This window comes from Chryseobacterium sp. Leaf405, from assembly GCF_001425355.1.
Lineage (GTDB): Bacteria > Bacteroidota > Bacteroidia > Flavobacteriales > Weeksellaceae > Chryseobacterium.
Map to the genome: position 1 here is coordinate 553046 of NZ_LMQN01000015.1, position 14674 is coordinate 567719.

Genomic DNA, 14674 nt, shown 5'->3' on the forward strand with positions numbered 1-14674 from the left:
AAAAGTCTGCCCGAAGGCTGACTTTTTAAATAGGAAATAAAAATTGTAAATGTATTTTTTGGGTATTACCGTCTACTTAGGCTTAATGAATTGTTGTTCATGGTGATAGGGAGGGGAATTGAACGATTTTTCTCATTCTGTATTAGTTTTAATAATTTGTAATAAATTTTTATATTTAATAACAGCTTTTTGGATATTTTTTAAATAAAAAGCCCCGAAAAATCGAGGCTCATTTTCAATCAACTAAATAAATATATTCTACTTTACAATAACTCTTTTCAGATGTCCTTCCGAAGTCTTTACAAGATAAACGCCTGTAGAAAGTTTTGAAGTGTCTACTGTTAAAGCATTTTTCTCTTTTCCAAGTAATTTTCCGGACATATCATACAATTCGTAATCCTGAGCTCTGTTGAAATAAAGCATATTTCCTTTCGCTACCGGGTTCGGGAACACGTTGAATGTTGCTTTTTCAGATTTCACTTCACCTGTTGCCAATGTTGGAGCATTTGATACTTCATACATTGATAACGTTCCGCTGATTTCGTTGGCAATGATTACATATCCTTTTCCTGTGGTAGTGTTTTCAGGAGCGATGTAGATAATTCCTTCAGGACCGTTGTCGCCGCCGTAAGCCGAAGTTGAACGGGAATTTTTATAATCCGTGAAAGTAGGATTGTTGGGATCTGTAATATTATAAACCATTACCCCGCCGGTTCTTTCAATAGTGATGAAAGCATAAGTCTGACCGTTAATTGTACCTAAAGTTACCCCTTCCGGTTCAGGACCTTTTGCACGGCTTCTGTTTTTAATGGTGTTTGATTCGTTATCGGCATTGAAAATCAACGGATGATTGGCTGCAATATATCTTTCAAACTGATCGCCACTGTCATACACGATCTGTTTTGTATCAGCATTGAAAATAGAGAATGAACGAGCTCCCAACGCTGCGATTTCTTCAAATTCTGAATCTCCGTCAGTATTTCCCGTTGCATTTGTCACTCTGAATCGTCCTAAGTTATAAGAAGCCTTCAAAATTGCCGATTGAGGGAATAGTACAGGATCCATCATATAGGTGTTCGCACCGACTGTTGTTCTTTCACTAAATCCTGAAAGGTCTTTTTCATCACCTTCGTTCGCTGTTACAATATAATTTGTATTTCCTACTTTATAATTCTGAACTGCATCTGGTGTATAATATGTTTTTACAGGCCAGTTGGCAATTAAAACTTCACCGTTATTATCAGAAGCGTCAAAACCATTTCCAGGAATGCTCATGTCTTTTTTACCCAATCCCCAAACGCTTGTGATGGTTTTAGTAGCTAAATTAATTTCTGCAATGGCATTGTTTTCCTGAAGTGTGATCCAGGCTTTCTGACTGTCAGGGCTTATTGTAATATATTCAGGTTCTAAATCCTGAGACAATGTATTGTTGGTTCTCACTTTTCTTAATCCTGTCGCTGTCAGCGCTGCAACCTGAGAATCAAAAGCATTAAAATTAATTGTTGTAACGTTATTCTGAGTAAGATTGGCAACTCCTCCCGAAATATCTATAATACTGACTGTTCCTTCCGGATCTACCGTATAAGCGTCGTTAGGCTCTCCTTCATTTGCAGTAAGAACTTTTGTTCCGTCAGGTGAAAATGAGACCATATCTGGTAAAGCACCAACGGTAACCTGCTTGATGAAGTTTCCGTTAATATCAAAGAAAACAACTGATCCGTTTTGTTGAGGATTTGTGTTTGGAGAAGCTGCAGCGATAATTCCGTTTTTCACAGCGATACTTGTGATCCCGCCGTAAGGAGCCATGTTGATGGTGTTAATAACCGTCGGCATATTTGGATTGCTGAAATTAATAATATCAAAAACATCCGTAATCGAACTGATCGTAAACAATCTCTGTGTTGAAGGATCATGAACGACAATTTCCGTAGAACTTGTGCTGTTTCCTGAAGGATCGAAACTTCCGATATAGTTTAATGAAATCTGATTGGATGGAACCGGTGCAGGTTTGTCATTATCAACGATATAAACCGTTGCATTGTTGTCACCCGAAATTGTTGCTCCAACCGGATTTTCAAGGCTTACCACAAAATATTCTGCCTGTTGTTCCGGCAAAGTATCATCAATAATCGGAATATTTACCGTATAACTTGTTGTAGACGGAGTAAGGTTAATAGTTTGATTGGCTAAAGTGAAATCATTACTGTCTGCCGTACTGAATGGTGCAGGTTTTACCACCAAATTCACCGTCGAGGCAGAAGGATTAGTTACATTTATTTTAAATGCTAATGTTCCAGCGTTCTCATTAACTTTAATAAAGTTTTTATCTAAAGAAATAGAAGTTCCCGCTGTTGTAAATATTGTAGAAGTAGCTGTTGTTACTGCGTTATCACTTGTATCTTCCACCATATTCGGTTTCAAAGCCAGATAATATATTTGGTTCGGAATTAAACCGGCAGTTGGAATAACCGTAATTTTATTATTAGCGAAAGTCGTTGTGAAAGGAACCTGTACACCTGAGGCATTGCCAAGACGGAAATCTACAAGTGTTTGTGCGTTAGAATCGTTAATCGTAGAGTTGTCTAGCAATCTTACATTTTCATTAAAAGAAATGGTAGGATTTACAGTCGTTGAGGCATTATTTGTGTTGTTTGTGGGAAGATAAGCTACGGTTGGCGGAGTAGTATCGGCTCCTCCAACGGCTGTTGCATCAACGGTAAAATTGTCGAAACGGTTATTTCCTACTGTACCGTTGTTTGCTCCTGCAGAAAATTCAACTTTAAGTTTAAAATTAGGATTGTTGGCAACATTCGCAATATTAGAAAAATCAAAAGTAATCAATTGCGGGTTGGCATCCTGCGGAGAAACTGTTTGATAGGTTTGGAAAGTTATTCCGTCCGTAGAATACGTCCAGGTTTGTGTTCCTGCCCCCGAACCTGATCTTCTTGTGGTAAATTTTACCACTACATTATTATAACCAGTCGTCGGTAAATTGAACTGCAAATTCCCATTGATAGGGAAGTTATATCTTAAATGCGTTCCGGCAGCGTCACCGTTTCTTGCATTTAAATTTTCGGTGCTGAAGTTTTGTCCTGTTCCGCCCGCAAAATCGATTTCCGTGGTTCCGCTTGTAACTGCAGTCATCGATCCGTTCACCAAAGTTGAGGTCGGAGTCGTGATTGCTGCAGCAGTAGCATTATTGTTAAAGTTCCAGTAATGGATAAGTGATGTCTGCCCGAATACTGCTCCCTGAAGGAAAAATGCAGCAATTACAGATCCTTTTAACAAGTAGTTATTAATCATTTTTTACTTACTTTAAATTTATGCAAAAATGAAGTTTCTACTTTGCAAACATTTTAAGCAAATTTTAATAAATGTTTAATAAATGGGTTTCGATGAATAATTTTGATTAAACTAGCAAGGCTAAAACCGTAAAACCGAGATTCTATCAATCCGCAGTTTCACAGTTGGTTTATTTTTTTGAAACCTGACCCGAAAGTTTTACGGTTTTTGCCGATGTTTTACCTTCCATCGGGTGTTTCTGCATATACATATATCCTGAAATAGCAGTTAAAACAATTAAGATAAATGCAACCAGAAAAATCCTTTTTAACATTTCTTTCATACTGTTAAATTTTTAATGTCCTTAATTTCTAATGTGGAGGTTGGGTATCCTTTCAATACTGCATTTATCATTGCTTGTCCCACTTCTTGTAAAGTTAATGATTTTGAGGGTAATATAATAGGAAAAATCCAAATAAGAGGTTTAAAGAACCATTTTACATTTTCCTGACCTTCAACGGGTTTCATAAATCCGGGGCGGAAATTATACTCAGCCTTGAATCCAAGCTTTCTCAAAGCATTTTCTGTTCTGCCCTTTACTCTTGCCCACATTACTTTTCCGCTTTCTGTTTTATCGGTATATGCACCGGAAACATAATTGAACACCATTTCCGGATTTTGATTAAGAACCGCTTTGGCAAAATGTAACGTCGTATCGTACGTAATTTTGGTATATTCTTCTTCACTCATTCCTACACTGCTGATTCCTGCACAGAAGAAAACGGCATTATACCCTTTAAAGTTTTCGTCGTTGAGATCTATTTTTAAGAAATCTGATACGATGTATTCTTTCAGTTTGGCGTGTTTTTTTCCGGATGGTTTTCTGCTTACACTTAGAATTTCGGAAATTTCGGGATTTTCAAGACATTCCATGAGAATACCTTCACCTACCATTCCTGTTGCTCCTGTGAGAATTATTTTTATTGTGTTCATTTTGTTTATTATTGATATGTTAATGACGATTTAGACTTTCACTTTACTTTATGTGGTATCAAAAAGTATACAAATTTTTATCAAATTGCTTTCAGAGACGTAGAACGGCTAGATGATCTGTAAATGATAACTCTACTTTTTTATTAACCTTATCAAATTGAAAGTATATCGTATTGAAATGGAATCCTTTTTTGTTTTAAAAATATTTATATTGTCTTGAAATATTGATAAAAGATGGTGTTTTAGCCCTGATTGAGCGGTATGTTTAAGCTCTTTTCGTATTTCGGTGGCGGCTTTGCCGCCACCGAAATACGAAAAAGCGAGTAGCGAAAGCAGGAAATAGCTCCTAAAAATAAAAACCAGCCATAAATGACCGGTTCCTAAATTTTTTATGTTGATAAAAACTACTTTTTATTCTGTAATTTACTGTAAATATTATGCACTAATCCGTCTGCTACAGATATTTTCGGTACAAAAATCTGCTTAATTTCAGACCAGGTCATTACATTATTGAAAACTTTTAACGCATGAACCAAAACATCAGCTCTGTCTTCACGCATATTGTATTTTGTCATTCTTTCTTCAACTGTCATATCGTCGAATTCTTTATAGACTTTTTTAAGATGAGTAATAGACATTGGCTTTCCGTCTTTGGTTTTGCTCATGGAAAATACTTTGTTGATATTTCCTCCCGAACCGATGGCCACGATTGGCTTTTTGCTGTTGATATTTTTTCTGATTTCTTCCTTCATTTCCGTCCAGTTGTCTGGCGTAACCAGATTATTCAGCAAACGGATTGTCCCTATATTGAACGATTTTTCGTAAATCATTTTCCCGTTTTCATAGAATGTAATCTCGGTAGAACCACCGCCAACATCAATATATAAATAAGCAAATTCTTTGTCCAGACCTTCAGCAATATGATTTTCGAAAACTAAAGATGCTTCTTCATCTCCGGAAATAATTTCAATATCAATTCCCGAAGTTTCTTTTACCTGATCGATAATACTTTTTCCGTTGGCAGCATCACGCATTGCACTTGTAGCACAGGCTCTGTAATGCTCAACTTTGTAAATTTTCATTAAATCACTGAAAATCTTCATCGAGTCGATCACCATTTTTTCTCTTTCTTCCCCGATTTCCCCCATTGTGAAAACATCCATTCCCAATCGTAGAGGAATTCTCAAAAGATTAAGTTTGATGAATTCCGGCTGTCTGTTGTTGATTTTTACTTCATTTATTAAAAGTCGGGCTGCGTTACTTCCTATGTCTATGGCTGCGATCTTCATTTTGTATTCGTTTTAGCTTTTAGATATCTGTATGTTTCGATTTGAGAACGACATTCTTCTTTGTCGTTATGAATGTACTGGTTACTCAATTTTTTGTCTAAAATACGAGCTTTTACATTATCTTTCAACTGTATGTCGAGAATATCTTTTAATTCTTTCTTCAGACTTTTATCGGTTATTTTGGCGGCGGCCTCAATTCTGTAATCTAAATTTCTCGTCATCCAGTCGGCTGAAGAAATATACATGTCTTCAGAACCTTTATTGTAGAAATACATTACTCTGGCGTGTTCCAGATATTCGTCTACGATACTGATGGCTTTTATTTTTTCTTTAAATTCTTTCTGGTTAATGGCACAGTAAATTCCTCTCACGATCATTCTTACATGAACTCCTGCTTGTGCAGCTTCGTATAATTTTTCAATTAAAGATCTGTCACTTACCGAATTGGCTTTAATAATCATTTCTGCCTTTCTTCCTGCTTTGGCTTCCTCAATTTCTTTGTCGATGTAGTGAACTATTTTTTCACGCATAAACTGTGGGCAGACCAAAAGGTTTTTGCAGGTTTTTAAAACAGACAGAAAATCGTCTTTTGGTCTTTTCAGAACATTGAAAACTTTGTTAATATCTGCCATTATTCCACGGTCTGCAGTCATAATTAAATGATCTCCGTAGATTCTTGCCGTCTTTTCATTGAAATTTCCTGTACTGATAAAACCGTATTGAATTGTTTTGTTTTGTGCCCTTTTTTTGATGATACAAAGCTTGGCATGAACTTTTTTGTTCGGAATTCCTTCCAAAACAATGATTCCTTCCGGCTCCAGCATTTCTTTCCATTTTAGATTAGATTCTTCATCAAATCTCGCCTGAAGTTCCAACATTACCGTTACTTCTTTACCGTTTCGTGCCGCATAAATCAAAGCATTGATAATTTTTGAATTGCTTGCGAGACGATATGCTGTAATCTGTATCGATTTTACGTCCGGATCCATTGCTGCTTCACGAAGAAGATCAATGACAGGATTATATTTATGGTAAGGAAAAGTTAAAAGAACATCATGCTTTAAAATAACATCAGTTACTCTTTCTGTATTTTCAAAAGCGGGATGCGTAAAAGAAGTTCTTTCAATAGGTCTTTCATATCTCTCAAAAACATCTGGAAAATCCATAAAATGTTTAAAATTATGAATCTTTCCCCCCGGAATGATACTGTCTTTTTTACTTAAATTTAATTTTCGGATCAGCATTTCAAGAAGTGCTTTATCCATATCTTTATCAAAAACGAAACGGGTTGGTTTTCCTTTTCTTCGGTTTTTTAATCCTTTTTCAATTTTTTCAGCGAAATTGGTTTTAATGTCGTTATCTAAATCCAATTCGGCATCTTTTGTTACTTTGAAAGCGTGAGCAGAAAATTCGTCGTATCCGAAATAAGAAAAGATGTGCGGTAAATTGAAGGCAATCACATCTTCCAGAAGCATTACATTTTTCTCTTCAACATCTTCAGACGGAAGCAAAACGAATCTTCCCACAAAACGGGATGGAATTTCGATAATCGCATAATTGCTTGAATATTGCCAGTCTTTTTTTCTCATCGCCACGCCCAGATAGAGACTTTTGTCTCTCATATAAGGCATCGGTGTATTTTCGTGAAGAAGGATAGGAATCACGTTAGATTCTACCACCTCATCAAAATATTTTCTGACAAACTCTTTTTGACCAGGACTTAAATTTTTAGAATTTTTAATAAAAACTCCCTGATCCGCCATTTCTCCCTGAATTTTTTTCCAGGTTTTATCGAAATTTGCCTGTAGCCGAATCACAATGTCATTGATATTCTGAAGGATTTTGGAGGGCGGCTGATAAAAAGATTCAGCGATTACTTTTTCCTTAAAATCCATCGCACGCTTTAATCCGGCAACCCGCACTCTGAAAAACTCATCTAAATTGTTGGAGAAAATCCCCAAAAAACGGATTCTCAGATGCAAAGGTACTTTTTCGTCCATGGCTTCCTGTAAAACTCTTTCGTTAAAAGCAAGCCACGTAATATCTCTCGGATTGAAGTGTAATGACATTCGTTAGTTTATAATTGATCAAAAATAATAATTCAGTGCGTCTCAAAGTACTTTTCAACGTTACGATTTAATTAAATTTTAACAGAACGGATACTCTGAGTTTAATGGATTTTGTTTTTTATTGCTAATCATTAAAGTTAATAAATTAAAGATTATGTGAAATGATAATTTGTCGAAAACTCAAATAGAATGTTTGAGAAAGTAAATTTCCTGTTGAAAAGTGACAAAATTGATAAACTGATTAGAGATATTTAATTTTTATGACAGAACAACAAATATTCATTAAATGAATTTTAAACGTGTTTAAAGTAGATATTATCATTTTTTCCACTTTAAGAAAATAACTAATCCTACATTTTTATTCTCATTATGTCAATTTGTCATAAAAAGATTAATGGTACAGATATTGAGAAATTGAGAATGTAAATTAAAATTTAAAAATTAGAAAAAATATAAATATTATGAGTAAAATAATTGGAATTGACTTAGGAACAACAAACTCTTGCGTTGCGGTAATGGAAGGTAAAGACGCTGTTGTTATCCCTAATGCAGAAGGTAAAAGAACAACTCCTTCTATCGTGGCATTTACAGAAGATGGTGAAAGAAAAGTGGGTGATCCTGCAAAAAGACAGGCTGTAACGAATCCTAAGAAAACGGTATATTCTATCAAAAGATTTATCGGAACACACTTCAAAGAAGATGCTAAAGAAATTTCAAGAGTACCTTACGAAGTAGTATCCGGTCCAAATGACACGGTAAAAGTAAAGATCGACGATAGAGAATATACTCCACAGGAAATTTCTGCAATGACGCTTCAGAAAATGAAGAAAACTGCTGAAGATTATCTTGGACAAGAAGTAACAAGAGCGGTAATCACTGTTCCGGCTTACTTTAACGATGCTCAAAGACAAGCTACTAAAGAAGCAGGAGAAATCGCTGGTCTTAAAGTAGAAAGAATCATCAACGAGCCTACAGCTGCTGCTTTGGCTTATGGTATGGATAAAGCTCACAAAGACCAGAAAATTGCTGTTTACGATTTAGGAGGTGGTACTTTCGATATCTCTATCCTCGATTTAGGAGATGGTGTATTTGAGGTATTGTCTACAAACGGAGATACACACTTAGGAGGTGATGATTTTGATGATGTGATCATCAACTGGATGGCAGACGAATTTAAAGCTGAAGAAGGAGTAGAATTAAAATCTGATGCAATCGCACTACAAAGATTGAAAGAAGCTGCTGAAAAAGCAAAAATTGAATTGTCTTCTTCTCCACAAACTGAAATCAACCTTCCCTATATTACAGCTACAGCTACAGGTCCTAAACACTTGGTGAAGACTTTGACTAAAGCTAAATTTGAGCAATTATCTGCTGACTTAGTGAAAAGATCTATGGATCCGGTTGCTAAAGCGTTGAAAGATGCAGGTTTATCTACTTCTGATATCGACGAAGTAATCTTGGTAGGAGGTTCTACAAGAATTCCGATTATTCAGGAAGAGGTAGAAAAATTCTTCGGTAAAAAACCTTCAAAAGGGGTAAACCCGGATGAGGTTGTAGCAATTGGTGCAGCTATCCAAGGTGGAGTTTTAACTGGAGATGTGACAGACGTTCTTTTATTAGACGTTACACCACTTTCTTTAGGTATTGAAACAATGGGTTCTGTTTTCACTAAATTAATTGAAGCAAACACTACGATCCCAACTAAAAAATCTGAGGTATTCTCTACAGCTTCTGACAACCAGCCGGCTGTAAGCATCAGAGTAGGACAGGGGGAAAGACCAATGTTCAACGATAACAAAGAAATCGGTAGATTCGACTTAACAGATATTCCACCAGCACAAAGAGGAGTTCCTCAAATTGAAGTTACTTTCGATATCGATGCAAACGGAATCTTGAGCGTTTCTGCTAAAGATAAAGGAACAGGAAAAGAGCAGTCTATTAAAATTCAGGCATCTTCAGGTCTTTCTGACGAAGAAATCGAAAGAATGAAAAAAGAAGCTCAGGAAAACTCTGCTGCTGATAACAAAAGAAAAGAAGAGGTTGAAGTTTTCAACAAAGCTGACGGATTGATCTTCCAGACTGAAAAGCAGCTGAAAGAGTTTGGTGATAAATTATCTGCTGATAAAAAAGCAGCGATTGAAACTGCTCACGCAGAATTGAAGACAGCTTTCGAAGCTAAAAATGGAGATGATGTAAAAGCTAAGACAGAAGCTTTAGATGCAGCTTGGATGGCTGCTTCAGAAGAAATGTATGCCCAAGGTCAAGGTGCTGAAGGCGCTGACGCAGGTGCTCAGAATGCTGGAAATGCAGGAGGTGAAGATGTACAGGATGCAGACTTCGAAGAAGTCAAATAAGTAGCAATTATCATCGATTAATATCGATTGAAATAAATTATTAAATCGCTGTGAATGTAATGTTTACAGCGATTTTTGTTTATATTTGTATTTATTGTGATACGTGATTTTAATCAATTTTAGCTATATTTTTGTCTCCTATTTGTACCGCGTCTTAATTGAAGAGAATCTGCGTTTTATAATGTCTTGTTAGGTCTTAAATTAAATTTGTATTTAAAATATCTTTGAAAAATGGGAATTAGTAAACTTAAAATACCGAAGATTTGTGAATTTTGTGAGAAACCATTTGAAGCAAAAACTGTAACTACTCGTTTTTGTTCCACTTCTTGTAATAACAAGGCATTAAAGAAGTTAAAAAAAATGGTTAAAGAATTGGAAGCTAAACAGACTCTATTAGAAAAATCGGCTACAAAAATTATGGAGATTCAAACACGACCATATATTTCAGTACGTGAAGCAGTAGCTCTTTTTGGAATCTCAAGGGATACAATTCATAGATTGATTAAAAATAAAAAAATAACTGCCTTCAATGTTGGACAAAGGCTAACCCGAGTTAGCAAAGCTGATATTGAACAAATGTTTACAGCAGTTGAAATACCAGAGAAAGAAGAAATAGTAATTGAAAAAACCAATTTTGAAGTTGGTAATTGCTACACAATTTCTGAAATTAGTTCAAAATTCTATGCGGATCCAGGAACTGTAACAAGCCTAATTAAAAGAAACAAAATTCCGACAAAGAAAGTTGGAAGTTTCGTGTATGTGCCTAAAAATTTAATCGATAAAATTTTTGAAGGAAAATGAAAGAACTATTGAAAACTAAAGTTACAGTAAGACTGCGAAAAGCCGAGTTCCGGAAAGAATGGTTTATTTATTTGGAAAGTTATCCTGTGATGGTTCCCGGAAAAGATGGCGCTCAAAGGATTCGGGAATACTTGAACCGAAGCGTAACCACCGTAGATTTTGATAAGAAAAGACCTGCAAGAACTACGCAAGAATCCGTTTCATTTAAACCTAAAAGGGATGACAATGGTATTATCATTTGCAAAAGCGAAAATGACCGAGAGACAATGTTTTATGCAGATTCTCTGCGAAAATTACGTCAAAGAGAATATGATAATGTTGAACTTTACAGTGAACTCGACGCAATAAAGGCTGAAGAAAAAGCAAAATCTCAGGAGGATTTTGTTAGATACTTTGATTTGTTGGTCACTAAAAGACATAAAAACAATTCCGAATCTATTCAAATAAATTGGTATCGCTCGATAGAATTTCTAAAAGATTTTGGAGGTGACAAAATTCTGTTTTCGCAAATCAATACAAAATTCAGTGAAAACTTTAAATCATATTTATTGCATGCAAAAAGTGGCAGCAATAAGGAAGAAACTATTTCTCAAAATACGGCTTCTACTTATTTTTCTGTATTCAAAGCCGCATTAAAACAAGCTTTTATTGATGGTTATTTTACGACTGACATTTCTGCTAAAATCAAAGCGATTCCACACGAAGAATCAAGACGAGAATATCTAACACTTGATGAACTTAATACTTTAGTTGAAACGCCGTGCGAACTTGAAGTTCTTAAACGAGCAGCATTATTTTCTGCTTTAACAGGTCTACGACATTCCGATATTCAGAAGCTAACGTGGAACGAAGTAAGTATTGAAAACGATCATGCAAAAATAAACTTCACTCAAAAAAAGACCAAAGGTGTAGAATATATGCCGATATCAAAACAAGCATTACAGCTTTGTGGTGAATTAGGTCTTCCAAATGATTTGATTTTTAAAAATCTAACTAATCCAGCTTGGATTTCCAGACCACTAAAGAAATGGATTGAAAGCGCAGGAATAACCAAAAAAATAACCTTCCATAATTTCAGACACACTTTTGCAACACTTCAACTTTCGAGTGGCACTGATATTTACACGGTCAGTAGAATGTTGGGACATACTAATGTAAAAACTACGCAGGTTTATGCAAAAGTGGTTGACGAAAAGAAAAATAAAGCAGCGGAAGCCATTCAATTGAAAACACTCTCAAAAAATAGAAAATGAAACATAATTATCGAGATATTTTAATTCAAAATCTTGCTATTATTATTGGTGGAGTAATTACTGGTCTAGGAGTAAGGTTGATAATGCTTCAAAAAGGAGCTGATGAATTTACTGCAAATAGTATTTTTTGGGTTATCAATTTCGTAGTAATTTTATTGTATTTGGCTTTTGTTTCTTTTGGTATTTCATTGATCGAATTATACAAACGATTAAAAAATAAAAAGATTGCTGATAAATCTTTCAATCAGAGTGATACGATAAAGCAAGAAGACAATCCAAATAGTATTCAAATAGTTAATGCTACGGAAAATTTAGAAATTCCAGTTAAAAACAATGCAGATACAGCTGTAATACGTAAAATTCAACAGGAGAAAAAAATACATCAAGATCAGGAAAAATTGCAATTTGCACTAAATTATACCAAACAGAAATTCGCTCTGTATATTTCAGACAAAGATTTAGATTTTCTTTGCGATGCAGTTGCTTCTTATTCGAGAAAAGAAAGTAGTTCAGATACAATATTAGTTGAAACAAAAAATCTATCTACTACAGATCTTTATCATTTTGGTTGGAATATTTGGAATCATTTCCGACCAATAAAACAAGAACGTGTTGCCGAATTTTTGAAAGCTACTTTTCAAAAACTTAATATCCTAGATGTTGGAACTATAAAAAGTCATTTGAAAGATTCGGATACAAAAGATACAATCATCAAACTGGAAGAAAATTTAACAGATTACAAATAATCGTCAAAAATTAGAAAACATAGTGTTTCTTAAGTGATTTCTCTGTGATTGCGTGTTTATCGGCATCACAGAGAAATCACTTTTTTTCTTTGTACCATACCAATCAAAAACAATAGTTATGGATAGCAATGACATTTCATTTGAAAATCTACCAAGAGCAGTTGCGCTTCTTATTAACGAAGTAGCCGAAATTAAATTTCTAGTAGAAAAAAAAGAACCTCCGATAATTCCCGTAAAAAGAATTCCGATTGATATTGAAGAAGCTTGCCAAATTATAGGTAAGGCTAAACCTACTGTGTATACACTTGTGCGGAAAAGATTAATTCCTTGTTATAAAAATGGCAAGAAACTGTACTTTTTTGAAGACGAATTATTGGATTGGATTTCTAAAGGAAAGAAGAAAACCCTACAAGAAATCCAATCTGAAGCAGAAGCCAATTTCAGAAAAAATTCAAGAAAGGCAAATGTAGATTCTAACCAAAATCTACAATGATGAGCCAAAAAATTCCCTACATCCGAGTTGGAACCACCTATTATAAAGTAATAGAAAAACCATTAATTTCGGGCGATAAAACTTCTGTTTTGGTTCGCTGGAATCGTGAAACAATTATTAGCGATCACGGAAAAACGTATGTTTCAACTGTGCCAAAATTTGATGGTTTCTGTTGTATTCCGGAACATCTAAATTATCAACAAATCGTTCAAGGTTTCTATAATATTTACAGTGAAATCCCATTTCATCCTTCATCGGAAACGGAAAATTTGAAATCTAAAATTCCATTTTCTTTGAATTTTGTAGCGCACATTTTCGGTGAACAACTGGAAATGGGTTTGGATTATTTAAAAATTCTCTTACAATTTCCAACGCAAATTCTACCGATTTTATGTTTGGTGTCCAAAGAACGTGCTACTGGAAAATCAACATTTATCAAATGGCTGAGGGAGATTTTCGGATTGAATATGACTTATATCAAAGGAGATTCATTTGGAAGTCAATTCAATAGCGATTGGGCAGCGATGTTGTTGGTGGCAATCGATGAAGTTTTCTTTGATAAAAAAGAAATTACAGAAAGATTGAAATATCTATCGACAACTAATAAAGATAAGTTGGAAGCCAAAGGTAAAGATAGAGAGGAAATCGATTTTTTCGCCAAGTTTATTCTGTGTTCCAATAACGAAGAGAATTTTATTCAAATCGATGAAAATGAAATTCGATTTTGGATTCTGAAAATCAATCTGATCAAAACGGAAAACACTGAGTTTTTGAATAACCTCATTTCCGAAATCCCTTACTTTCTTCGGTTTTTAATTGAAAGACCATTTTCAACGGAGAAGAAAACAAGAATGTGGTTTTCCGCCGATGAGATCAGAACGAAAGCACTTCAAAAATTAGTTTTTAAAAACAACAATAAGCTAGAGTCCAAGATCATTGAATTGCTGTACGAGTTTTTTGAAAGCAACAATGATGAAGAAATTAATGTCGTTCCGCAAGACTTACTGAATATGATGAATAGGATGTTTCGCCCAACTTACTGGACAAGAAATGATATTCGAAATCTTTTAAAAGAAACTTGGAAACTAAATCCGCAAAACAATGGTTTGACCTACATCAGGTACGATATTGATTTTGCAGGAATATTTTACCAAAACAATTCAGTCGGTCGCTATTTCAACATAAAAAAGAATTTTATACTTAATAAATATGTTGAAATGTTGAATTAAATGATAAAGCATAGAAAATCAAACACTTAAAATTCAACAAAATCCTCAACAAACTTGTAGACCCAACTTTTTTGTTGAGTGTTTGTTGAGTGGAAAACCTCTAGTTTGTTGAATTGTTGAACATTTGTTGAGTGTATAAATTATATTTAATCAATAAGTTACAAG

At 34.8% G+C, this 14674-nt stretch carries 11 protein-coding genes; 6 read left to right on the top strand and 5 right to left on the bottom strand.

Annotated features, from left to right (window positions below):
• Window positions 1-258 precede the first annotated feature (258 nt).
• From ASG22_RS12395 to ppk1, 5 genes are all read right to left on the bottom strand, one after another.
• Window positions 259-3303, bottom strand: a complete 3045-nt coding sequence (locus tag ASG22_RS12395; protein ID WP_055984880.1) for a choice-of-anchor I family protein — start codon at window positions 3301-3303, stop codon at window positions 259-261.
• 169 nt (window positions 3304-3472) lie between these two features.
• Window positions 3473-3625, bottom strand: a complete 153-nt coding sequence (locus ASG22_RS21000; protein ID WP_157844718.1) for a hypothetical protein — start codon at window positions 3623-3625, stop codon at window positions 3473-3475.
• Window positions 3622-4275, bottom strand: coding sequence for an NAD-dependent epimerase/dehydratase family protein (locus tag ASG22_RS12400; protein ID WP_055984882.1), 654 nt, complete (start codon window positions 4273-4275; stop codon window positions 3622-3624). The genes ASG22_RS21000 and ASG22_RS12400 overlap by 4 nt, the downstream gene beginning before the upstream one ends.
• 404 nt (window positions 4276-4679) lie before the next feature.
• Window positions 4680-5564, bottom strand: a complete 885-nt coding sequence (locus ASG22_RS12405; RefSeq protein WP_055984886.1) for an exopolyphosphatase — start codon at window positions 5562-5564, stop codon at window positions 4680-4682.
• Window positions 5561-7633: a polyphosphate kinase 1 gene (gene ppk1 / locus ASG22_RS12410; RefSeq protein WP_055984889.1), complete on the bottom strand. Its 2073-nt coding sequence runs from the start codon at window positions 7631-7633 to the stop codon at window positions 5561-5563. Before ppk1 ends, ASG22_RS12405 begins: the two co-directional genes overlap by 4 nt.
• Before the next feature lie 461 nt (window positions 7634-8094).
• Here ppk1 and dnaK point away from each other — a divergent pair, with 461 nt between their 5' ends.
• The 6 genes from dnaK to ASG22_RS12440 all read left to right on the top strand — a co-directional run bounded on the left by dnaK (window position 8095) and on the right by ASG22_RS12440 (window position 14509).
• Window positions 8095-9987: a molecular chaperone DnaK gene (gene dnaK, locus ASG22_RS12415; protein WP_055984892.1), complete on the top strand. Its 1893-nt coding sequence runs from the start codon at window positions 8095-8097 to the stop codon at window positions 9985-9987.
• 231 nt (window positions 9988-10218) lie between these two features.
• A complete protein-coding gene (locus tag ASG22_RS12420; RefSeq protein WP_055984895.1) occupies window positions 10219-10788 on the top strand; it encodes a helix-turn-helix domain-containing protein in 570 nt (189 codons plus the stop codon).
• Window positions 10785-12041 (top strand): site-specific integrase, encoded by a 1257-nt coding sequence (locus ASG22_RS12425; RefSeq protein WP_055984897.1) that lies wholly within the window; start codon window positions 10785-10787, stop codon window positions 12039-12041. Before ASG22_RS12420 ends, ASG22_RS12425 begins: the two co-directional genes overlap by 4 nt.
• The gene (locus tag ASG22_RS12430) at window positions 12038-12787 is read left to right on the top strand and encodes a hypothetical protein (protein ID WP_055984902.1); all 750 of its coding nucleotides are present in this window, start codon (window positions 12038-12040) and stop codon (window positions 12785-12787) included. The genes ASG22_RS12425 and ASG22_RS12430 overlap by 4 nt, the downstream gene beginning before the upstream one ends.
• A gap of 118 nt (window positions 12788-12905) precedes the next feature.
• Window positions 12906-13280: a helix-turn-helix domain-containing protein gene (locus ASG22_RS12435; protein ID WP_055984905.1), complete on the top strand. Its 375-nt coding sequence runs from the start codon at window positions 12906-12908 to the stop codon at window positions 13278-13280.
• Entirely contained in the window at window positions 13280-14509 is a 1230-nt protein-coding gene (locus ASG22_RS12440; RefSeq protein ID WP_117590796.1) for a primase-helicase family protein, read from the top strand. Before ASG22_RS12435 ends, ASG22_RS12440 begins: the two co-directional genes overlap by 1 nt.
• The last annotated feature ends 165 nt before the right edge of the window (window positions 14510-14674 follow it).